A 23357-nucleotide genomic window follows, 5' to 3' on the forward strand; every position below is an offset into this window, starting at 1 on the left:
GTGTGGTAATGGATGTTTGAAGGATAATGAATTTTCAAAAGCCCCGTTTAAGGGGCTTTTCACTATTTGTGTTTACGTTCTTTGTTATTGCGGGTCTCTTTTTGATTATGAGTTACATCCGAACCCTTAGTATCCTGTTCTTCGTTACTCCTACTATCGAGATCATCCCGCACATCTGGCTTAGGTTTGTGACCTGCCATTTGTTTATTCTGTAAATTGTTTTCAGCCCTGCTTCCTTTCATAAAAATCAATTTCTCTTATAAGTGGAAAAATCATACCAATAGCAAATTAAAATGAGACAATCATATTGTGGGCAGTTTCTTTTCCTGAAACAAGGGCAGCCTCCACAGTGCCTATCTCAAGCCCATCAAATAACGCTTCACCGGCAAAATAAATATTATTGGAAACAGGTTCAATTAAAGTTTGTCTTATGAGAGGACCATTAACAACCTCAAATGCATAACCTCCCAGGTTAAATTCATCCACAGCCCAGTTGTAAATTTCCCAGGCTTTAAGTTGTTGTTCGAGGAAGCTTATGCCGATATCAAAAATCTGGTGGAGAGCTAGTAATGATTTATGTAATAATTCTTCATTCGTATTGTTTTTCAGTGCTTCGGCCTTTGGACCGGCTAGCCATCCAGTTAATTGTGGAATTTCAAGCGGAAAGATTGTCCACCATGTTGGTATCTTTTCCCGCGAGAATAAAAAAGACATATTATCTAAATCATGTTTTCCTGTTAATTCCCTCTTCTTCCAGAAAGCCTCCCGGAATTCCAGGATAATCTTTATTACAGGTCCAAAACCCAGTTGCCTGGCTGCATTCATCTTCTGGATAAGTCCTGGATTGAACCTGATCTTTTCTTGCTGAAGCACCCCCAGGGGAACAGTAATGAGGACCTTGCCGGATTGAAAAAGACCAGATGAAGTGATCACTTCTTGTTTATTCCTGCTCCAGTTTATTTGTTCAACAACACTGGAATAATGAAAACTACAACCTCGGTTTAAAGACTCTTCAGCCAGGAATCTCATTAATTGAATATAACCTCCATTTATTCTATATTGCTCATCATCGGAAGTTGTCAACTCTTCACATAGAGCATAGGTGCTTGCCTTGGAAGGATCAGCGGCATAATAACCTTCGACATAATTTTTGAGTGAAAACCGTAGTTCTTCAAATCTATCTTCTTTGAGATATTCCTGAATAAACCTGGATACCGGGATATCATGTTTCAGCTCTTTACATTTCTTTTCCAGATCTGAATAATCTTCAATAAAATCTTCCTGTAAGGTTAATTCATGACCATTTTTTTGCCATAAATCACCTTTGACATCTGTTGTGGAAATTCCAGCCTTTTTCAGAAGCGTTTTTGTGAGCTCCAACTTGCCATGAATAAATTCAGCTCCTAATTCAACCGGCAGTGAAAACCCGTGATTTGTGATGGTGTGTATTCTTCCCCCGAGTCGGTCCCGGGCTTCAATAACTGCAACCTTTTTTCCAGCTAATGTAAGTTCATATGCAGCCATTAAACCAGAGGCGCCGGCTCCAACAACAATAACATCATAAAGGTTAAAATCCATAGGATTTCCTATTCAAATAGCATGCGAATGTCTATAAAAAGAGTACAGGAAACCCCTTAATTGAAGATTAGGTGGGTTGCAGAATTACTTATTTTCTTTAACCCTGTGGCAAAGTATTTCAATAGAAAAGCTAAAGGCCAGGGCAAAGGCAACAGACTCCCAAATTGATTGTTTGCTCAAAGCAATGATCATCATAACCAGGCAAAACAAACTGGTCATTACAGTAAGGGCATTTTTTTCGGAAAAATACTTTTTCATTCTGAAAGGAAGTTTACACGGTTCGAGGTTAACAAATATAATACAGGCCTGCTTTTTAACCATGGTCACCCTCGACCAAACCGATTATTTCCTCGACAAAAAAATGTTAACTATTAAATTATCTTAAGTTGATCTAAAAATATAGATGAGTGATATCATATTGGCAGGCTCATGTAGAAACAGAACCATCGATTATATTTGCGCACAAATAAACGATTGCTATGAATTTTCAGCTAAGTGAAGAACACCTGATGATACAGCAGGCTGCAAGGGATTTCGCCAGGAATGAATGTTTACCCGGCGTAATCGAACGTGATGAAAAAATGCAGTTTCCCAGAGAACAGATTATGAAACTTGCTGACCTGGGTTTTTTGGGGATGATGGTAAGCCAGGAATATGGAGGAGCGGGTTTGGATACTATAAGTTATGTTTTGGCTATGGAAGAGATCAGTAAGATCGACGCCAGTGTTTCTGTTTGTATGAGTGTAAATAATAGCCTGGTATGCTATGGCCTGGAAGCATTTGGCACCGAAGAACAAAAACAAAAATACCTCACGCCACTTGCCCAGGGTAAAAAAGATGGCGAATTGTATACCGGTGCTTTCTTACTTAGTGAGCCGGAAGCTGGAAGTGATGCCACATCTCAAAGAACTACAGCAGAAGAAAAAGATGATCATTACTTACTAAATGGTACTAAAAACTGGATAACAAATGGAGGTACTGCTTCGGTATACCTGGTCATTGCTCAAACGGATGTAGCCAAAGGTTCAAAGGGAATAAATGTTTTCATAGTGGAAAAAAACTGGCCTGGAGTAGTAGTGGCGGCTAAAGAAAATAAGTTGGGCATTCGTGCCAGCGACACGCATACCATACTGTTTAATGATGTAAAGGTTCCGAAAGAAAATCGTATAGGAGAGGATGGCTTTGGGTTTAAATTTGCCATGAAAACTCTTGCTGGTGGTCGTATTGGCATTGCGTCGCAGGCTTTGGGTATAGCTTCGGGAGCTTATGAACTATCGTTGAAATATTCAAAGGAAAGAAAAGCATTTGGAACTGAAATATCCAATCACCAGGCCATTGCGTTTAAGCTAGCCGACATGGCTACGAGAATTGAAGCTTCCAGGCTATTATGTATGCAGGCAGCTTTTGATAAGGACCAAAAAAAGGATTACACTTTAAGTTCTTCAATGGCTAAAGTTTTTGCTTCGGAAACGGCTATGTGGACTACAGTAGAGGCAGTGCAGATACATGGTGGTTATGGTTTTGTAAAAGAATATCATGTTGAACGGTTAATGCGTGATGCAAAGATCACGCAGATATATGAAGGGACAAGTGAAGTACAACGCATAGTGATCAGCAGGTCCATATTGAAATGAAAAGGATAAAGTCGCAGGAGAATGAGTGTGAATAAAGAAAAATATTTGGCCCTTCAACATGAACTTTCTCCAAGGGGTATTGTTCTTGTTGCAGTTTCAAAAACAAAACCCATTGAAGATATCCTTGGCCTCTATGAATTGGGTCATAGAGATTTTGGTGAGAATTATGTTCAGGAGTTATTGGGGAAACAATCTTCTTTGCCAAATGATATCCGCTGGCATTTTATTGGTCATCTGCAATCTAATAAGGTTAAATATATTGCACCATTTGTGCATCTGATTCATGGTATAGATAGCCTGAAATTATTACGGGAAGTAGAAAAACAAGGCCAAAAACTTGAGCGAAAAATAGATGTATTGTTACAGGTTCATATTGCCAGGGAAGAAACAAAATTTGGATTTGATGCTGCAGATTTGAATGAGCTGGTTCAGTGTCTTCCCGGGTTCAATTATATAAATATTAAAGGTTTGATGGGAATGGCATCATTAATTGATGATAGTTCACAAGTAAAAAGTGAATTCCATGAACTTAAGCAACTTTATAAAAAGTATCAGTTACTCATCCCATCCTTTTCTACATTATCTATGGGAATGAGTGGAGACTATAAAATAGCGATTGAGCAAGGAAGTAATATGGTTCGGATAGGCAGTTTGCTTTTTGGTGAAAGGAGTTTAAAAGAGTGATTTATTGGTTTTTTTAAAACACCTGCAGAGGCTGGCATGCTTTTTTTTAGTTATAGATTAAACCCTTAATCATGAAAAAAGTATATTTTTCTTTAGTAGCAGCATTCTTGAGTGTTTTGGCATTTGCCCAGGATACAAAAAAGGTAGATGTAGATATAAATACAAAAGGCGACGGAGGTAACTGGTATGCATCCCCATGGGTTTGGGTTGTTGGTGCAGCAGTATTTATTCTTCTATTAGTGGCACTTACCCGCGGTAGTGGTCGCAGAGCTGATTAATATCAATTAATTGTATTGAAGTTTTAAAATAAAAGATGTCCCTTAAGGACATCTTTTATTTTGATTACTATTTTTTAAACTTTAAAAGTTACACTTAAAGATTATTTGTCTGAAACGTTCTTCATCCAAAAATGTATCTTTCTGAAATTACTTTTACTGATGCTTAATAAAGTTTCTTCTGTTGTACGGGTCAGATATAAAAGGTAACAGATTATAGCCATCAGCACTAAAAAAAACCACACTGGAAACATAATCTCTGATTTGAATTAATAAATCCAAAGACCGTTCCAAACCCCGGGAACACGAATATTACTTACTCAAATCATTATACAAAAGCAAAAACCTTATTTTAAAGCTATATAATTGAGGGCTATTCATTTTTAACCTTCAAATGAGGAACAGATTTCCACAATTTATTTAAAAGAGCTTCTCATGACCTTTAAAAGACCCTCTGCTGACCATTGTGGTGCTACAATGACCCTGCGAACTGTATATAAAGGTTGTAGGGAATCTCTTTTTGTAGCTAGCTGAAACGCCATTTTATATCCTCTTTTTTCAATTTCAGGAATACCAGCCTTGCTCCAGATGCCAAAAGGATAGGCAAAATAATCAATGGGCTTCCCAATTATTCCTTCCAGTTTCGTTTTTGTTTTCACTAATTGCTGATCCCAATCATTTACTACTTTTTTCTTTCCACCTTCTTCTATGGCGTGTTCATAAGTATACCTGTCAACCCTGCTATGGTCCCAGGTGTGAGATGCTACTACATGTCCTTCATCTGATAATTGTTTGATCTGTTCTTTGGTCATATAATTAGGTCTGCCAATAGAAATGGTCATGATAAAGTAAACGCCTTTGAAACCATATTTGTCCATTTCAGGTTTTGCTATTGAAAATTGCTCTTCATCAGTGTCATCATAAGTGATCATAAATGGTTTTTCGGGTAAGCTTCCGCCAAAAACCAGGTAATTATAAAGCTGGTCTGGAGTGACTGATTTATATCCACTATCTGCTAAAGCCTTCAATTGCAATTTAAATTCTGTAGCGCTTACTTCATATTCATTTTTAAGATCCCTGGTGGAGGCAACATTTCGAATATGGTGATAACAAAGAACTGGAACTTCTTTTTTGGCCATGATCTCTGCTGCTGAGGCCCTGGCTTTTGCAGGTTCAGACACATTCGTACTATCTGTTTTGGTCTTGACTACAGTAGGTTCTTTTTCCGAAACTGTGGTCTGATTGCTGCAACTGAAGAAAGCAAATGAAAAAATTGCAGTTAAAAGGAAGAAAAGGGTTTTCATACAATTCAATAAAGGTGAGTTACAAAAATGGTGGTTAGATGATTTAAAAGAAAAACTATTTTAAGCTTTAACAAAAATATCATACATAAAACGAAGTAATGTGGCAATAACGATAAAAAGGAAAAATATGCGGATGAAACGATTCCCTTTTGCAATTGCAAGGTTGGCACCAATGGCACCACCTGCAGCATTACTAAAGGCCATTGGTAGTGCAATAGCCCAAATAATTTTTCCTTTTATTAGAAATAAGGTTATCGATCCCAGGTTAGTTGCCAGGTTTACTAATTTAGCATGGGCAGAGGAATGCAGAAAATCAAATCCTAACAGGCTTACAAAAGCCAATATTAAAAAGCTGCCTGCTCCAGGACCAATAAAGCCATCATAAAACCCAATAATTATGCTTATCAGGACTGCATAAAATAGTTCTTTTTGGTCAGAGTGTTCCTTAGCCTGGTGTTCACCAAAATTCTTTTTGGTAAAGGTGTAAATAGCTACCAGGATCAATATTACCAGCAAAACTGGCTTCATAAATTGATTGCTTACTATTATAAGCAATTGAGACCCTGCGAAAGAGGAAAAAAAAGCAATGGTGCAAATGATGGAGATCAGCCGCCAGTTCAATTTTACCTTTTTCAGATATTGGACCATTGCAAGGCTGGTGCCGCTAAAAGAAGGAATTTTTAAGGAGGCAATTACGGAAGCAACCGGAAAAGAGGGCAAAATTACAAGGGATGCTGGTGTTTGAATTAAACCTCCTCCACCAACGATTGCATCAACAAATCCTGCGCAGAAAGCAATAACACAAAGTAAGACCAAATGATAGACCTCAATATTCATAATTGCCTGCGAAGATAGGATCAGAGATTTGTGAATACGGAGTTACAATTTCCATTATTACCTATGTTATTATTTGAGCTATACATCAACTATTTATTTTAGAAAGGAGATCATCTAAAAGAAATATCTGTCCCGGAATAATTTTAGATTTTGCCTGTTCTAATCCAAACCATCCCGCCTTATCCACCTCTGGAAAGCTTTGCCATTTACCCGACTTATAAGGCCATTCTATTGTAAAATGGTTGGAACTTATCTTTTCAGCAACTATATCTTCCTCTATTGCCCAGGCGTATACCCATTTGCCACCTTTTTGTTGTATTGGTGACAACTCTATTGGAGTGCCCCTGGGTTCATGGCCGGTTTCTTCTCTAAACTCTCTTATTGCAGCTGACAAGGGCTCTTCCTCTTCAGTAAATTCTCCTTTTGGGATAGACCAGGCACCAACATCTTTATTCTTCCAAAATGGGCCTCCAGGATGCACTAAAAAAAACTCAATCTCAATTCCTTTTTTTCGAAAAAGTAAAATTCCAGCGCTTTTTCTCATCGGAATATATTTTTTTATTAAAAAGGAAAAATGACGGAATGATTATATATCCCATCCAAAAGATATACCCTCCAAAATGGAATTTTGAACCCAGGAGTTTGTGTGTAATTGTGTGATGGAAGTCATAATAGGTGAGAATTGCCCCTATAAATCCCATTAACAATACAAGAAATGAAATCTTGTTAAAGATATTGGTTTTCATTCGTTTATATACTAGACCTAATAACATAAAAAGAATCATGTACACTATTAAAATCATGATAATACTCTTCATGGGATCTCTTAAAAATCTGTATTGTTTATAGAACAGATCAATTCCAACTCTACCTGTAAGGGATGCTTTGGATAACAGGTATCCTGAAAATATGGAGCATAAGAATAATGTAAACAGGATAATTGTATTTTTTTTCAGCATCTAATTGTTTTGAAATATTGTCTAAAAGAGCCCTCCTGGGATATACATTTTGATCTTCATTTGTATAACCACAGGCTTTAGCGAATTGGCATTCCTTTTTTAATAATACTTAAAATTTTAAAAAGTATGCAATTCTTAAATCAATGGTGGGGAATTCAGGAAAATATTTCTCCTTTCGAAATTGCAGAGCGCTCAGCCGTTATGTTCCTTATTGCTTTGATTCTTATCAGGATATCAGGAATGAGACCATTTGGAAAAGGTGATGGAATTGATACTATAATCACTTTCCTAATCGGCGCTATTTTAAGCAGGGGTATTGTAGGTGCAACACCTTTTTTTTCTACAGTTATCTCTGTAATTGTAATACTTTTTATACATAAGATAATGACCAAATTATCTGTTTATAATAAGCAATTTGAGATAACTGTTAAGGGCAAGAGTTATCTATTATACGCCGGGGAAAAATTTATTCCCGCCAACTTAAAAAAGGCCAATGTTTCTATCAATGATGTATACGAAGAGTTGAGAATTCAAACAAACACCTCAACTCTAGATAAAATATCAGAAATTTATATGGAAAGGACCGGTGAATTAAGCTTTATAAAAAAAGACTAAACATCAGCTTACCTCTTCACTAATTGCTTCATTAAGAAGGTTTTCATTTCCGGAAACCCAAACTGGCAAACCCTCATCTACAATTTTCCATTGGTTATCCGCTTTTTGCATTTTGAACATGATCCTATTACCCCTGTCATCCGGCACGTCAACATGAAATAACGTGTTTGAAGTTCCCGGTAACATTCGAAAATTGAATTCTCTTAACCTGTTGGCTGCCTTAATAAGCTTTGTGAAATGTATATTTCTTGTGAAGTTGAAGTTCATGGTGCTATTTGGCTGCTATTTAAGCAATTCCCGTGCAACTTTTCACTAAAATATTCATAAGGTTAATAAATGCTTATTATTCATTATTATAAAGTTTAATATGTAAATATCTTTTGTTATTCCATTTATCTAAGTCATAGCCAACTTTAACTAGAGGGGTAAAATACAAATTGTAAATTTGCCACTCAACCAGATCAGAATTTTAAAGGTTCAGGTAAGAAATACGTATGGCAATTCCCAAATTCCCCTCAGTCAAACAATCTTTTCACGTAGAATTAAAAAAAAGGATCAACGACTACTTCGATACATCCGGAAAATCTTTAACCGGGAACAAACAATTGTATATTAAAGCAGGAATTCTATTTATTGCCTTCCTGGGGCTATATATACACCTGGTATTTTTTACTCCCTCGACACTTTGGGCTGTTTTAGAATGTATTTTATTAGGCCTGGTAGTAGCTGGAATAGGATTTAATATAATGCACGATGGTGCTCATGGAAGTTTTAGTAAATATAAATGGGTTAATAATATTGCTGCTTTTTCATTAAATCTTTTAGGAGGCAGCTCATTTATGTGGAATGTCAAGCATAACGTAATACATCATGCCTATACGAATATAGATGGTGTAGATGATGATATTGACATACAACCGTGGATGAGGATGAGTTCAACTCAACCCAAACTTAAAATGCATAAATACCAGCATTTCTATTTTTGGTTTTTATATTCCATGTTGTATATTTTATGGGTATTTGTCCTTGATTATCAAAAATATTTTAAAAGAAAGATAGGGCATATGCCTTTAAAAAAGATGTCAGCATGGGATCATATCATTTTTTGGGGCTTTAAGGCATTGTATCTTTTCCTGTTTTTCCTTATTCCATTTTATACTGTTGGCGTACTTCCTACAATCATAGGATTTTTAATTTTTTCTGTAGTTGCAGGGTTTATTTTGAGTATTGTATTTCAATTAGCTCATACTGTAGAGCATACACATTTTCCTGTTCCTCATGATGAAAGTGGAAAGTTGGATGATGAATGGGCCATTCATCAATTAAAAACTACAGCGAATTTTGCTCCTAAAAATAAATTGATCAGCTGGCTGGTTGGAGGATTAAATTATCAGATCGAGCATCACTTGTTTCCAAAAATTTCCCATGTTCATTACCCCGCAATAAGGAAAATCATTAAGCAGGCCTGCGATGAGTTTAATGTTCCTTATACTGAATATAAAAAAATGAGTCATGCTGTAATTTCCCATGTGCTTTTTTTAAAACAAATGGGCAGGGCATAACCATTTAAGTGCAAATGATTTGATAGTAACTTAACAAATGATTCTTGTCATACAGGAATGATTCTAGTTACATTCTATTATATTTGCACCGTTATTTGAGCATCGCATTTGGTAAGTGTACAATTAATCTGCTATTTTTTCCGCTGTTAGTTAGACCCTTTACTTTCTTGCCTCGTCTCAATCAATTTTAAATTTTTTAAAAGAAAGTATGAACATTTACGTTTCCAACTTAAGCTTCAACGTGCAGGATGAAGACTTAAAAGAATTTTTCACTGAGTACGGTGAAGTGACTTCAGCAAAAGTAATCACAGACAAGTTTACTGGCAAAAGCCGTGGATTTGGATTTGTTGAAATGTCTGATGATGAAGCTGCTAAAAAAGCAATTGCTGAATTAGACCAGGCAACTGTTGAAGGAAGATCCATTCGTGTAATGGAAGCAAAGCCTAAAGAAGATAAACCTGCCCGCACCGGTGGTGGTGGTTTCCGCGGTAACAACGGCGGCGGTGGTTATAACGGCGGTGGCGGTTATAACAAAAGCAGGTATTAATATATTTGCCTTTGTGAGAATTTAAGCTCTGACCTTGTCAGGGCTTTTTTTATGCCCATATAAATGAGAATCAGGAACTCGACCCCATCGTGTGTTATATTAACAATATATACCCTATAAACACTTGTTAAATAAGCTTTTACCTGCAATTTCTGCTCATTCTTTGCAGTTATTATCCATCACATCTAAAAAATCTAAAAACATTATGCAATCTATTAAGCACCGCCTTTTCGTGGTGGCATTGGTAGGTATGGCCTTTTTTTCATCCTGTAAAAAATCGGATGTTTCTTCAGGCAATTTAACCCCACCAGCGCCAACTACAACCACACCTACTGGAACAACCGCAAATGCTTTGAAGGACTCTGCACTTTTGTATTCAAAGGACATATACTTATGGTATAACCAAATACCGTCTGGTTTTGATGCCAGGAGCTATTCTGATATTGATAAATTAATGACAGCCATTCGTCAATACAGTACCGAGCCTGGTTTTTCGGGGCCAGTCGACAAATGGAGCTTTGGTGTAAAACAGGCAGATTGGGATAATGTTAGTACAGGAGTTTCAACCGGGGATTTTGGTTTAAATGTCTTTTTTATGGCAGAAGGTGATCTCCGGGTCAAAATGGTAGAAAAAGAGTCACCTGCAGGTCTTGCGGGAATCAGGAGAGGATGGCGAATAACCTCAATAAATGGAAATACAAATATTACAACCGGTAATGCAACATTTATTGTTCAGAACATTTACCAGAGTAATAATGCAAAAATTACTTTTCAAAAGCCAGATAATACGACAGTTACAGTGGATCTCACTGCTTCAAATTATAATGATCATCCTGTTATTATTGATACTGTTTATTCTATCAACTCAAAGAAGATTGGCTATTTTGCTTTTAATTCTTTTCTGGGTGATACCACTGATATCTATAATCAGTATTCAAGAATATTTGGAAAATTTGCTGCAGCCAATGTTAATGATGTGATCATCGATCTTCGCTACAACGGTGGCGGCTATGTTTCTGTTCAGGAAAAAATGGCTAACTGGCTGGCACCTCAATCTGCTAATGGTCAGCTGATGATGAAGCAGCAATTTAATGATAAGTATACCCAATATAATAGCGAAGACAAGTTCAATAAACTAGGCAATTTAAATCTTAATCGTGTATTCTTTATTGTAAGCAGCAGTACCGCTTCCGCAAGTGAATTACTTATTAACAATTTAAAACCTTATATGGATGTTTTCCTTGTTGGTCCTAGTAAAACTTACGGAAAACCTGTTGGATTTTTCCCGATTCCGGTAGGGGATTGGTATATTTTTCCGGTTTCATTCAGAACGACGAATAAAAACGGTGAAGGAAATTATTTCAATGGCATTTCTGTAAACAGCCAGGTTGCAGATGGTTTGGATAAGGATTGGGGAGATATTCAGGAAAGCAGTTTACATAGTGCTATAAGTTATATTACCTCAGGAACTTTTAGAAGCCAGGCCGCAGGTGCCCGGAATAACGGGGTCATCTATAGTGAACAACCTGAAGTTAAATCAGGCAACATTTTATTAGATGCGCCTTCATTTAAAGGTACAATTGATACCCGGAAATTTAAATAGTACTTCTTATAGAATTTGAAATCCTGCAATTGCAGGATTTTTTATTTTATCAATACTGTCATGCAAGGCGCTGGATAATTAAAAAAGAATATATAAGCTAAGATTGTGAAATCATTGCAATGCTAAATTGGTTTTACCAATTGATCAATGAAGGCTTTAGATGTGAATTAATGGTTCACTAAATATTTTTAACGTAGCATGTTTTTTGAGTTTGATTGAAAAAGGCTTAAATATGAATTGGATTGATGGGGCCTTACTGCTAATTGTTATTATAGCAATGTGGGCGGGATGGCAAAAAGGTTTTATTCTTGGGACAATTGATCTGTTGGTTTGGATAGGTAGCCTATTAGCTGGTTTTTTTTGTTATAAATATTGTGGTTCATACTTCCAGCATTGGTTTCCAGGATTAGGTGTATGGACACTTCCCCTTGCTTTCCTCATTACAATTATACTGTCAAGGATAATCCTGGCATTTATTTTCAACCGGCTGTTGAAAATCACACCTTATGAAGCACATCATCATGAAGTAAATCATGCAATGGGTTTATTACCAGGCTTTGTTAATGGATTATTATATAGCACCATTGCAGCAGCTATATTATTTGCCATACCTGTTTCAACTAAGCTGAGCACTCAAACTAAGAATAGTGAGTTCGCAGGAAGGTTGGCTACAGGTGTGGAATGGCTTGATAATAAACTAACACCCATATTTAAAGATGCCACCAGGCAAACATTGAATAATTTAACTGTTGAGCCTAGATCAGATGAAACTGTTGACCTGCATTTCACTGTATCAAATGCCCGCGAAAGAACAGATCTGGAAATGGAAATGCTTTCTATGTTAAATAAAGAAAGAACAAAACAAGGTTTACAACCATTGAAAGCAGATCCTGAACTAACAATTGTTGCACGTAAACATTCCCGGGATATGTTTGAGCGTGGATACTTTTCTCATTATACACCAGAGGGTAAAGATCCCTTTGATCGTATGAAAGCAGCAAATGTGCAGTTTGTTTCGGCTGGGGAAAACCTTGCATTGGGGCAAACACTTCCAATTTGTCACCAGGGATTAATGAATTCTCCGGGTCATAGGGCTAATATTCTACGGCCCAACTATAATCGTGTAGGTATTGGTATACTTGATGGTGGTTTTCATGGATTAATGGTTTCACAGGAATTTAGAAATTAATATATGCCGGAATAATTGTACTTATTGATTGTTCCGAATTTTTTATTAGCCTATTACGTACAAGGATCTCATGATAAAATACTTGGTGAGCGGTTCAAGCTCTTTTTTCAATATGCCTTGATAACAGGGTGTATTCCTGGTGTTGACCTGGGATTTCGATATTTTTATAACCCTTTAACCCGAGGCGCCTGGCAAAGGCTTGTTGCACCTTGTATTCACCATGAACAAGGTAAATGGAACTTATCAGTTCAGGCTCCTGGCAACTCATAAATTTAACCAGATCATCAGTGTCGCCATGTGCACTCATACCTTTGATCTGCCCTATTTCACAGAGAACGGCACATGGGTCATTAAATATTTCAACTTCTTTGGTTCCATTAAGTAATTGGCCGCCCAAGGAATTCGTGCTACAATAACCTACAAGTAATACTGCACAATTATCTCTGCTGATGCAACTATTTATATGATGACGTACCCTTCCTGCATCTGCAGTTCCACTTGCAGATATGATCACACAAGGCAAAGTGGAGTCAGTTAATTTTTTACTATCCTCTACATTATCAATATACTTTAATCCTGGAAAATCGAAGGGGTCATCATCTATGGATAGTACTTGTTGCAAGTGATCATTGAATTGATCTGTATATTTTTTTATGACACCCGTTGCTTTAGAACTTAAGGGACTATCTACAAAATAGGGTATATCAGGCAATCTTTTCTCAAGACTTAACTGATTCAAAGCATACAAAACTTCCTGTGTTCTACCTACACTAAATGCGGGGATAATTAGCTGCCCTTGTTTTTCAACACAAATTTTTTTGATCCATTTGTGAATGTTCTCAATAGTATTGAATTTAATATTATGATGCTTATCTCCATAGGTACTTTCCAGAATTATATGGTCAGCTTGCGGAAACTCTGCTGGAGGCTGTAATAAAACAGAACGGTATCTTCCAACATCACCCGTATAAAATAAAGTAGTTTCTCTGCCTTGTTCTTTAACTTTTAAATAAATCCCTGCACTTCCTATTAAGTGACCGGTGTTAGTAAATAATATTTCAATTCCATCACTTAAAATTGCCCAATTATTAAAGTCAACAGTTTCAAATAGATCCAGGGCATTTTGAACATGTTCTGTAGCATAAAGCGGTTCAAACGGTTTTAAGTTCCTGGTTGTCCTTTTTTTGTTTTTGTATTCTACCTCATAGTTTTGAATTTCAGCGCTATCATATAATAGTATTTCCGTAAGATCTTTTGTCGCCGGAGTGCAATAAATTTTGCCATTAAATCCTTCCTTTACTAATTTGGGAATGAGCCCTGAGTGATCAATATGAGCATGAGATAAAAGTAGAAATGCAATTGAAGATGGGTCAAATCCGAATTTTTCATTGAGATCATCAGTTTCTGCACCCATTCCCTGAAACATTCCACAGTCCAAAAGTATTTTAAGCCCATTTTCAAGGGTCACTAAATGACAGGAACCTGTTACAGTGCGGGCAGCACCGAGAAATTTGATCTTCATAAAAATGAAAGAGCGAATATTATACCCATTAGATATTAAATAAATTTCAGAAGAACCTGGGAGCTATTTGTAACCATATTTCTACAGTTTAGACATTTAGTTCATGGTTATAAAGGAAAGGAGTATTTATATGTCTGGATGTGATTGGTTAAAGCTGTTAGCGAATAAGTATTAATAATTGAGGTCTTATGAATGTTATGTGGTATTCAAAGTTAATTGTTCCGAAGGTGACAATAGTAAATGGGTAAAGCGAAAATGGGTTCTGTTTAAAACATCTTGGAGGTTTAATTGAAAAAGAGCCTATACAAAAATGGCTGTACCAGTAATTTGATACAGCCATTTTTTATCAATCGGGTTTATTTATTCAACCTTAGTTATCTTGACAATATTGGTAGGCAAATGTAAATGCACAGGCGTGCTTCCTGTATTTACAACGATATCACCACTTTTCAGGAATGCTCTTTCTTTTAAAATATCAATTTGATCGAAAATAATATCATCCAGGCTTTCTTCTTCGCCGTAATGGAATGCCCTCACACCCCAGCTTAGACTTAACTGGTTCACAAGGGAACGTTCCTTGGTAAATATGAACAATGGCGCCTTTGGCCTGTAACTGCTAAGCATAAATGCAGTATAACCACTCTGAGTCATTCCTATCAAGGCATCTGACTGAACATCCTGGGAAAGTTTACAGGCATTGTAACAAATGGCATCACTCAGGAAAGAAGGAGAGTGGGGTTGGGGAGTTAAAACTTCTTCCAGGTTATACCTGTATTCTGTTCTTTCCACCTCCATAATGATCTTCCGCATTGTTTCAACAACAAGTTTAGGATGTTGGCCTGTGGCGGTTTCTCCGCTTAGCATAACAGCATCAGCACCTTCCAGAACAGCATTTGCCACATCGGTAATCTCACTCCTGTTAGGTTTGCTTCTATCAATCATGCTTTCCATCATTTGTGTGGCCACAATTACAGGTTTTGCCCTGTGAAGTGATTTCCTGATGATGTTTCGTTGAATTAGTGGAATTTGTTCAATCGGCAACTCAACACCTAAGTCTCCGCGGGCAATCATAATAGCATCGCTTTCTACAATGATATCTCTTAAATTGTTGAGGGCTTCGGGTTTTTCAATTTTTGCAATAATCTTGGTCTTGCTCTTCTTTTCATCAAGTTTGTAACGGAGCAAGGTTATATCTCTGACACTTCTGACAAATGAAAGGGCTACCCAGTCTAACTGTTGTTCTATAATAAATTCCAGGTCAATAAGGTCTTTATCTGTAAGTGCAGGAAGGGAAATCTTGGTATCAGGAAGATTTACTCCTTTTTTAGAAGATAGCATTCCACCCATAGTAACTTCCACCTGGACGTCATTATTCTTTAGAATCTTTTTAACCTGCACTTCCAACTTTCCATCGTCGATCAATATTTTATTTCCGACCCTTACGTCAGCATGAAGATTTGGATAGGAAACATAAATCCTTTCTTTATTGCCGACTAATTTTTCATTGGTAAAAGTGAGTATATCTCCAGGCTGAACATCAATACCGCCATTCTCCATTTCGCCAACACGCAGTTTTGGCCCCTGCAGGTCTCCTAATATTGCGATATTGTAAGGTTCTCTGTCATTGATTTGCCGAATGTATTCTATTATTTGTTTTTTATCTTCATGAGACCCATGAGAGAAGTTTAATCGAAAAACATTCACACCACATTTTACCAGGTCTAAAAGCTTGTCATAGGTGTCACATGCTGGTCCTACAGTAGCTACAATTTTTGTCCGGTGGTAGGAGTGTTCCAGTCCAGCGGTCTTATCCATTTGCTTATGAAAATACTTGTCGACGTTTTTGCTCATATGTACTTACCCAAAAAGGTAGTTTAGTCGTTATTGAATAGAATTACTCCGAAAATTGTTCTAGGTTGAAACCATGTTCATTTGCTTAAACAACAGAACTTTATAAATCAAATCTAATCAGCTTGCAAGAATCTTAACGATCTTCATCCATTCATCACTAATTGTACTTTTCTTTTTGTGTACTTTATCCAAAGGAACATAGTTCATTTTATTATTCTGAATACCAACGAATACATTATGCCTGCCTTCGATTAATGATTCAACAGCATGGTACCCCATGCGACTTGCTATCAACCGATCCAGGCAGGTGGGAGCACCACCCCTTTGAATATGCCCTAGGATACAAACCCTGGTTTCTGTTTGGGGTAATCGTTCTTTAACGGCTTTTGCTACTTCATTAGCTCCTCCAAACTCATCACCCTCTGCCACTACAATAAGATTCACTAATTTTTTTCTTCTTTCTTTTTCCTGCAGTGAAGCAATCACATCTTCAATGTCTGTTTTTTGTTCAGGTATTAATATATTTTCAGCTCCTGTAGCTATACCGCTATGTAAAGCTATATAACCAGCATCACGACCCATAACTTCAATGATAAAGAGACGGTCATGGGCATCTGCGGTATCTCTTATCTTATCAATTGCTTCAACAGCAGTGTTCACTGCCGTATCAAATCCAATAGTGAAATCCGTACCGGCAATGTCCTTATCAATGGTGCCGGCTATTCCAATACATGGTATATCAAATTCTTTACTAAACTCAACTGCACCACGAAATGAACCATCACCTCCAATGATCACAAGGCCATCAATGCCTCTTCTCTGTAATATTTCGTATGCTTTTTTTCTTCCTTCTGCTGTGTGGAAAATTTTGCAGCGGGCGGTTTTTAAGATCGTACCACCTCTTTGAATGATATTGGCCACCGATCTTCCTTCCATTTTATAAATATCATCTTCAATAAGGCCCTGGTAGCCTCTCATGATACCATATACTTCCAGTCCGTTGTAGATTCCGGTACGAACAACTGCCCTGATAGCTGCATTCATTCCGGGAGAATCGCCGCCTGAGGTTAATACACCTATACGGCTAACTTTTTTTGCCATTTCTTTATCCTTATTTCAATTGAGATTTTTTATTGATAATCTCTTTCAACAAACCTCAAAAATAAGGTTTTGTCTTTAGTGTGTATATGCTACACATTTTTTTAGCTTTCCAGACTTGATCATTAAGGGACAAATATTCAATTCATCGTCTAAAAAAGGAACTTTACCCTTCCTTTTTATTCGTTTACCGCTTTCCTGATTTTTATCAGCTTTACTAATAATTCTTCCAATAGATCCAACCTTAACATATTTGCCCCATCGCTTTTCGCACATGACGGATCAGGATGTGTTTCGATAAACAACCCATCTGCACCGGCAGCGATAGCTGCACTGGCTATGGTCCCAATGAGTTTTGGGTTACCCCCGGTAACTCCTGATACCTGGTTTGGTTGCTGTAAACTATGCGTGCAATCCATAACTACAGGTACTCCAATTTGTTGCATTAATGGTATATTCCTGTAATCCACTACAAGGTCCTGGTAGCCAAAAGTAGTACCTCGTTCGGTAAGCATTACTTTTTCATTACCGTTAGCCTTAATTTTTTCAACAGCAAATTTCATTGATTCGCCACTTACAAACTGGCCTTTTTTCACATTTACGATTTTGCCTGTGTTTCCGGCAGCAAGTAGTAATTCTGTCTGGCGACATAAAAATGCCGGGATCTGGAGCACATCTACGAATTGTGCTGCTAAACTGGCTTCCCGTTCAGTGTGAATATCTGTAGTTGTGGCTAATCCGTATTTTTTTCCAGCTTTCTGAATGATATCTAATCCAATTTCATCCCCTACGCCTGTAAATGAAGATATGCTGGTACGATTGGCTTTTCTATAAGAAGCTTTCAATATTAATGGAATATTATTCCTTTTACATATTCCAGATACCTTCTCAGCCACTTCGAAAACCAAATCCTCACTTTCAACTACACATGGTCCTGCAATGAGAAAAAAGGAATTCTGATCATATTGTTGTGGAGAAAAGATGTCTGCTAAAAACTTTATCATGGGTGCAAAAATAATCCATAGTTATTGTTCGATGGGTAATTCTTTATCAGATGAGATTTCTAAGTTTCATGTTAATTGTTCACAATTTGGTAACCTATATTTGCTCTCAATTTTGTAGCCATGAAACAGGAAAAGATACTTGTAATAGGTGCATCTGGACAGATAGGTGTAGAACTCACTTTGGCATTAAGAAAAATCTATGGGGCTGCAAATGTTGTGGCCTCTGATCTTCGGGAGCAGAATGAATTATTACAGGGCACCGGACCATATGTGAGCCTGGATGTGATGAATAAAGAAATGCTTCATGTACAGGTAATTCGCCAGGGTATAACCCAGATATACTTACTTGCCGCAATTCTTTCTGCTACCGGGGAAAAGAATCCAAACCTTGCCTGGCATCTGAATATGCAGGGTCTTTTAAATGTTTTGGATATAGCACGTGAGGAAAAATTATCCAAGGTTTACTGGCCTAGTTCAATTGCGGTATTTGGACCTACTTCGCCCAAAAACAATTGTCCGCAACAAACTATAATAGAACCGACCACTGTTTATGGTATTTCCAAATATGCAGGTGAATTTTGGTGCAATTACTTCTTTCATAAATATGGCGTGGATGTCAGAAGTATTCGATACCCAGGTTTGATATCATACAAGTCAGCTCCGGGAGGAGGAACCACAGATTATGCAATTGAAATTTTCCATGAGGCACTTGAAAACAAGCATTACGATTGTTTTTTGGAAAAAGATACTTTTTTGCCTATGATGTATATGCCTGATGCTATCAGGGCAACAATTGAGTTAATGGAAGCAACCAGTGATAAAATAACTACCAGGACATCCTATAATATCTCCGGAATGAGTTTTTCGCCAGAAGAAATAGCGCAAGAGATAAAAAAACATATTCCGGAATTTACCATTGACTATGTACCTGATTACAGGCAGACAATTGCCAATAGCTGGCCGGGCAGTATTGATGATAGCGTTGCGAGAAATGACTGGGGTTGGAAACCGCGATATGATCTTTCTGCAATGACTAGCGATATGCTTGATAATCTAAAATCCTTGTAGTCTGTACAAGTTAGAGGGTAGGCTATTTTATGTGCAGCACATCCTGCATAGTAAATATTCCTTTCTTATCATGGATAAACTCAGCTGCCTGAACAGCTCCCTGGGCAAAACCTTCACGATTATGAGCTGTGTGAATGATCTCAATATCATCAATTTTCGAAGTATACTTTACCTGGTGTGTTCCGGGAGCAGGATCAATCCTTTCACTAATGATGGATAATTCCTCTGGTAGATTTGAAATATTGTTAACCCAGCTTTTCTTAGCTTTAAAATTTTTTAGAACCTGTTCGGCCAACGTCACAGCAGTTCCACTAGGAGAATCTTTTTTTTCAGTATGGTGTATTTCTTTTAAAGTAACATCATAAGCATCACTATGCGAAGCCATCAACTTTGCAAGGTATTTATTAACTTCAAAAAATATATTAACTCCAATACTGAAATTACTGGTGTGGAGAAAAGATCCATTTTTTTCTTTACAATAGGCTTTTATAATTTCTATTTTCTCATTCCATCCGGTTGATCCGCTTACAACAGGTATATCAAAGTCGATACATTTTTTAATATTTTCAAAGGCACTTTCCGGTCCTGTAAATTCAATAGCAACATCGGCCATCTGAAGATTAGATTTGGTAAATTCTTCTGTGTTGTCAATATGAATTTTTACAATAATCTCATGTCCTCTTTCAATAGCGATCTTTTCTATTAATTGGCCCATTTTGCCATATCCAATTAGTGCAATGCGCATAAATTAATTATATGATTTTAGAGATAAGTATGCTTCAACGGAATGCCAGTACAAAGCTAACACCTGTAGTGCCAGCGATCTGGCTATGTCCAAATTTCATGTGGAAACTAAGATCAGGGCTCACATCGAATGATTTTAAATGTGCATCAACAGTTGCATCAACTACATTCAAGCCCCATAAAAGGATAAAAACCAGGGCGGAATAATCAATGTTTCGTCTGTATTCATCCCGGTAAGTTCTCAATGCATTAATATCTAGTGGTACTAATTCAGGTTTAATTTTAAAATAGTTTGTGGAGTCTCCAGGAATTGGTTGGCCAGTTGTGCTGCTCTTAGGTTGGGCCTCATATTTTGCCTTATAGGCAAAACGCAGGTCTCTATAATTTTGTAAATTAAACACAAAGACACTTCCTGATAAGCCCAGGGCTCCATAGATGATAGGAATTTTCCAGTATTTCTTATTATATAATTGCCCCCACCCGGGTATGATGGCTGACCGAATAGCCGCCTTTTTGGGAGAATGAAGTTTTAAAATTGAATCAATGGATGGCTTATTAGCAATTACCGGGCTGTCTAATTTTGGCAATGAGTCAACAAGGATTCTGGGTTTTGTTGAATCAAAAGTTGCTGATTTAACAGAATCAACCTGGGAATAACCCAATACAAATTGCAAGAGAAAAATTGCAATAAAAAAGCACCTTATTGTATAATCCTGGTTACTCAATGCTCACGTTCATTTGATCTAATAATTTATTTAATTCCTCCAGCGAGTAATAATCAAAAGTTATTTGTCCGCTGCCATTTTTGCTGTGTTTCATTTTAACACGCGTGCTGAAATGGGACGCAAGTTTATCCTCAACTTTCTTATAGCCTTCAGGAAGCGAATTGACGGTTGGCTTTTTGCCTTCTTTCTCTTTATATAATGCCCTTACCAGGTTTTCTGTTTGTCTTACTGACAGATCTTTAGATTTAATCTCGTCAAATATGTATAATTGTTTATCGATAGTATCGACATTGATTAAAGCCCTTGCATGACCCATACTGATTTCACCATTACGGACAGCGACCTGGATGTCTGGGGGAAGCTTCAATAGGCGTAAATAATTTGTAACTGTGCTTCTGTCTTTTCCCATTCTTTCAGCTACCTGTTCCTGTGTATGGTCCAGTTCTTCCATCATCCTCTTGTAACTCAGGGCAACTTCCATTGCATTAAGGTCTTCCCGTTGAAGATTTTCCAATAAGGCTAACTCAAGCAATTCCTGGTCGTTTGCAAGACGTATATATGCAGGTATATCTTTTAAACCAGCTATTTTTGCGGCTCTGAGCCTTCTTTCTCCTGAAATGAGTCGATATTTATTACCATGTAATTTTGAAACCGTTACTGGTTGAATGATATCATGAAGTTTTATGGATTGAGCCAATTCCTGTAATGCCTGCTCATCAAAATCCTTTCGGGGCTGTTTGGGATTTGTCTCTATATTCTCTAAAGGCAGCCGCATAATTCCGGTTGCGGCTTCTACTGCTTGTGGTTTTAATTGGCCCGAAGTATTCTTGAGGTCAGAATCAATGCTTTGTAAAAGGGAACGAATTCCCTTACCTAATGCATCTTTATTTTGTTTTGGTGCGCTCATGTATTTGTTTGATATTCAAAGTTAATGTTCAAATCCCTTGACATATTGTCAAAGATATTTCCCCGACTGTTAAGGATATTAAAACCCCTAAAATGGAAATACCTGAATCTGGTAATTGGGTATTCGAGGGTGATTTACAATTTATTTCTTACAATTCAAGTGTTCTTTCTTCCTGGGGAATTTTTGTAAGATTATTTTTTTGAAGAATTTCTTTCGCCAGGTTAAGGTAATTCATTGAACCTTTACTATTTGCATCATACAGAATTACAGGTTTTCCTACACTTGGCGCTTCACTTAGTCGTGCATTTCTATGAATAATGGTACTAAACACGAGTTCTTCAAAATGCCTTCTCACTTCAGCAACCACCTGGTTACATAGCCTAAGCCTGCCGTCGTACATAGTCATCAAAATGCCTTCTATTAATAAAGAGGTATTCAAACGACTTTGAACAATCTTTATAGTGTTTAACAGTTTCCCTAATCCCTCGAGAGCGAAAAATTCACATTGGACTGGAACAATAACTGAATCGGCAGCTGTAAGAGCATTAACCGTAATCAATCCAAGAGAAGGAGAACAATCTATAATTATAAAATCATAATTGCTTTTTATTTCATCGATCATGAATTTTAAAACCATTTCCCTGTTAGGGTAATTGATCATTTCAATTTCGGCGCCTACAAGATCTATATGTGAAGGGATGAGGTCCAGGTAAGGAATATCAGTTTTTAATATAACATCCCTGGCTTCAGCATTATTTACCATGCAATCATATAGACTTTGGGTAACATTTTGAAGATCAAATCCCACTCCTGTAGTGCTATTAGCCTGTGGATCTGCATCAACCAATAAGGTCTTGTATTCAAGAACAGCAAATGAGGCAGCTAAGTTTATGGCGGTAGTGGTTTTTCCCACTCCACCTTTTTGATTGGCAACACCAATAATTCTGGCCATTTATCCAACTTATTTTTATAGTTCAATACTTTCTCCAATGGCAGGAAGAAATAATTTCAACCCTGCATTAGCAAAAGAGCTTTTTACTTTTTCACGATCGATTTTAATAAAACCAAAAGTATCGTAGTGCACCCCAACGATATTTTTGCACTGGATCATTTCGGCTGCAATAATAGCATCTTCATAGCCCATAGTGAAATTGTCTCCTATAGGTAGGATTGCAAAGTCTGGTTTTGCCCATCTTTGCACTAACTGCATGTCCATTGTAAGGGATGTGTCACCACTATAGTAAAACGATTTATTATTTGCTGTTATCAAAAAACCCATAGGATTACCTCCATAGCTACCATCCGGCATAGCTGAAGAATGAATAGCACTTGTACATTTTACCCTGCCAAAATCAAAATTCCACTGGCCTCCTATATTCATCGGATGGGTTTTTTCGATTCCATGACTTGAAAACCAATTAATTACTTCAAAAGAACCTATAACAGTTGCATTTGTATGGTTTGCCAAAGAAATTCCATCAGCTATATGATCAGAATGACCGTGAGAAACAAGTATATAATCGGCCTTTACAGTGTTAATATGTATATGTTTTGCCAGTTCATTAGGAGTTATAAAAGGGTCGAAAAGCAGGTATTTCCCTTCTACCTCTACAGTAAAACAAGATTGGCCATAATAAGTCAATTTCATGAA

The 23357-nt window shown here is 37.1% G+C and carries 25 protein-coding genes; 9 read left to right on the plus strand and 16 right to left on the minus strand.

The genetic code is table 11. From position 1 onward, the window contains the following. Positions 1–62: 62 nt before the first annotated feature. The 3 genes from BP74_RS04295 to BP74_RS04305 form a co-directional block, all read right to left on the minus strand. Positions 63–242 (minus strand): hypothetical protein, encoded by a 180-nt coding sequence (locus BP74_RS04295; protein WP_496371416.1) that lies wholly within the window; start codon positions 240–242, stop codon positions 63–65. 46 nt (positions 243–288) lie between these two features. Further along, complete coding sequence (locus BP74_RS04300; protein ID WP_496371418.1) at positions 289–1578, minus strand: flavin monoamine oxidase family protein; 1290 nt, start codon at positions 1576–1578, stop codon at positions 289–291. An 84-nt stretch (positions 1579–1662) separates the two neighbouring features. Beyond that, positions 1663–1836 (minus strand): hypothetical protein, encoded by a 174-nt coding sequence (locus BP74_RS04305; RefSeq protein ID WP_175546045.1) that lies wholly within the window; start codon positions 1834–1836, stop codon positions 1663–1665. 221 nt (positions 1837–2057) lie between these two features. Between BP74_RS04305 and BP74_RS04310 the strand changes: the two genes are divergently transcribed. From BP74_RS04310 to BP74_RS04320, 3 genes are all read left to right on the plus strand, one after another. Beyond that, a complete protein-coding gene (locus BP74_RS04310) occupies positions 2058–3212 on the plus strand; it encodes an acyl-CoA dehydrogenase family protein (RefSeq protein WP_496371420.1) in 1155 nt (384 codons plus the stop codon). A 21-nt stretch (positions 3213–3233) separates the two neighbouring features. After that, positions 3234–3896: a YggS family pyridoxal phosphate-dependent enzyme gene (locus BP74_RS04315; RefSeq protein ID WP_496371422.1), complete on the plus strand. Its 663-nt coding sequence runs from the start codon at positions 3234–3236 to the stop codon at positions 3894–3896. 71 nt (positions 3897–3967) lie between these two features. Beyond that, on the plus strand, positions 3968–4174 hold the full coding sequence (locus BP74_RS04320) for a hypothetical protein (protein WP_496371424.1): 207 nt from the start codon (positions 3968–3970) through the stop codon (positions 4172–4174). Positions 4175–4587: 413 nt separating this feature from the next. On the opposite strand, the gene BP74_RS04325 is transcribed toward BP74_RS04320, so the two are convergent. The 3 genes from BP74_RS04325 to BP74_RS04335 all read right to left on the minus strand — a co-directional run bounded on the left by BP74_RS04325 (position 4588) and on the right by BP74_RS04335 (position 6856). After that, entirely contained in the window at positions 4588–5475 is an 888-nt protein-coding gene (locus BP74_RS04325) for a polysaccharide deacetylase family protein (protein WP_496371426.1), read from the minus strand. A 60-nt stretch (positions 5476–5535) separates the two neighbouring features. Next, the gene (locus BP74_RS04330) at positions 5536–6312 is read right to left on the minus strand and encodes a TSUP family transporter (RefSeq protein WP_496371428.1); all 777 of its coding nucleotides are present in this window, start codon (positions 6310–6312) and stop codon (positions 5536–5538) included. A gap of 85 nt (positions 6313–6397) precedes the next feature. Then, a complete protein-coding gene (locus BP74_RS04335; RefSeq protein WP_496371430.1) occupies positions 6398–6856 on the minus strand; it encodes an NUDIX hydrolase in 459 nt (152 codons plus the stop codon). A gap of 541 nt (positions 6857–7397) precedes the next feature. On the opposite strand from BP74_RS04335, the gene BP74_RS04340 reads away from it, so the two are divergent. Next, positions 7398–7886, plus strand: a complete 489-nt coding sequence (locus BP74_RS04340; protein WP_496371432.1) for a DUF421 domain-containing protein — start codon at positions 7398–7400, stop codon at positions 7884–7886. A gap of 3 nt (positions 7887–7889) precedes the next feature. Here the strand turns inward: BP74_RS04340 and BP74_RS04345 are convergent, their stop codons facing one another. Continuing rightward, positions 7890–8153, minus strand: a complete 264-nt coding sequence (locus BP74_RS04345; RefSeq protein WP_496371434.1) for a hypothetical protein — start codon at positions 8151–8153, stop codon at positions 7890–7892. A gap of 227 nt (positions 8154–8380) precedes the next feature. Here BP74_RS04345 and BP74_RS04350 point away from each other — a divergent pair, with 227 nt between their 5' ends. The 4 genes from BP74_RS04350 to BP74_RS04365 all read left to right on the plus strand — a co-directional run bounded on the left by BP74_RS04350 (position 8381) and on the right by BP74_RS04365 (position 12787). Continuing rightward, complete coding sequence (locus tag BP74_RS04350) at positions 8381–9448, plus strand: fatty acid desaturase family protein (protein WP_496371436.1); 1068 nt, start codon at positions 8381–8383, stop codon at positions 9446–9448. 208 nt (positions 9449–9656) lie between these two features. Next, the gene (gene rbp / locus BP74_RS04355) at positions 9657–9995 is read left to right on the plus strand and encodes an RNA-binding regulator (RefSeq protein ID WP_496371438.1); all 339 of its coding nucleotides are present in this window, start codon (positions 9657–9659) and stop codon (positions 9993–9995) included. A 205-nt stretch (positions 9996–10200) separates the two neighbouring features. Further along, entirely contained in the window at positions 10201–11598 is a 1398-nt protein-coding gene (locus tag BP74_RS04360; RefSeq protein ID WP_496371440.1) for a S41 family peptidase, read from the plus strand. Between the two features lie 232 nt (positions 11599–11830). Further along, positions 11831–12787 carry a CvpA family protein gene (locus tag BP74_RS04365; RefSeq protein WP_496371442.1) on the plus strand — a complete coding sequence of 319 codons (957 nt, stop codon included), beginning with the start codon at positions 11831–11833 and terminating at the stop codon, positions 12785–12787. A 94-nt stretch (positions 12788–12881) separates the two neighbouring features. Here BP74_RS04365 and BP74_RS04370 read toward each other — a convergent pair whose 3' ends face one another. From BP74_RS04370 to kdsA, 4 genes are all read right to left on the minus strand, one after another. Then, complete coding sequence (locus tag BP74_RS04370) at positions 12882–14309, minus strand: MBL fold metallo-hydrolase RNA specificity domain-containing protein (RefSeq protein WP_496371444.1); 1428 nt, start codon at positions 14307–14309, stop codon at positions 12882–12884. A 360-nt stretch (positions 14310–14669) separates the two neighbouring features. Further along, on the minus strand, positions 14670–16124 hold the full coding sequence (gene pyk / locus BP74_RS04375; RefSeq protein ID WP_496371446.1) for a pyruvate kinase: 1455 nt from the start codon (positions 16122–16124) through the stop codon (positions 14670–14672). Positions 16125–16277: 153 nt separating this feature from the next. Next, positions 16278–17261 carry a 6-phosphofructokinase gene (pfkA, locus tag BP74_RS04380; RefSeq protein WP_496371448.1) on the minus strand — a complete coding sequence of 328 codons (984 nt, stop codon included), beginning with the start codon at positions 17259–17261 and terminating at the stop codon, positions 16278–16280. A 176-nt stretch (positions 17262–17437) separates the two neighbouring features. Beyond that, entirely contained in the window at positions 17438–18262 is an 825-nt protein-coding gene (gene kdsA / locus BP74_RS04385) for a 3-deoxy-8-phosphooctulonate synthase (protein ID WP_496371450.1), read from the minus strand. 120 nt (positions 18263–18382) lie between these two features. Between kdsA and BP74_RS04390 the strand changes: the two genes are divergently transcribed. Further along, on the plus strand, positions 18383–19330 hold the full coding sequence (locus BP74_RS04390) for an NAD-dependent epimerase/dehydratase family protein (protein ID WP_496371452.1): 948 nt from the start codon (positions 18383–18385) through the stop codon (positions 19328–19330). Positions 19331–19352: 22 nt separating this feature from the next. Here BP74_RS04390 and dapB read toward each other — a convergent pair whose 3' ends face one another. From dapB to BP74_RS04415, 5 genes are all read right to left on the minus strand, one after another. Further along, entirely contained in the window at positions 19353–20075 is a 723-nt protein-coding gene (gene dapB / locus BP74_RS04395; RefSeq protein ID WP_496371454.1) for a 4-hydroxy-tetrahydrodipicolinate reductase, read from the minus strand. Between the two features lie 34 nt (positions 20076–20109). Then, entirely contained in the window at positions 20110–20748 is a 639-nt protein-coding gene (locus BP74_RS04400; RefSeq protein WP_496371456.1) for a DUF5683 domain-containing protein, read from the minus strand. Between the two features lie 43 nt (positions 20749–20791). Beyond that, complete coding sequence (locus BP74_RS04405; RefSeq protein WP_496371458.1) at positions 20792–21706, minus strand: ParB/RepB/Spo0J family partition protein; 915 nt, start codon at positions 21704–21706, stop codon at positions 20792–20794. A 148-nt stretch (positions 21707–21854) separates the two neighbouring features. Next, the gene (locus tag BP74_RS04410) at positions 21855–22658 is read right to left on the minus strand and encodes a ParA family protein (protein WP_496371460.1); all 804 of its coding nucleotides are present in this window, start codon (positions 22656–22658) and stop codon (positions 21855–21857) included. A 15-nt stretch (positions 22659–22673) separates the two neighbouring features. Further along, the gene (locus BP74_RS04415) at positions 22674–23354 is read right to left on the minus strand and encodes a metal-dependent hydrolase (protein WP_496371462.1); all 681 of its coding nucleotides are present in this window, start codon (positions 23352–23354) and stop codon (positions 22674–22676) included. Positions 23355–23357 lie beyond the last annotated feature (3 nt).

It is taken from the genome of Flavisolibacter ginsengiterrae DSM 18136, from assembly GCF_059568575.1.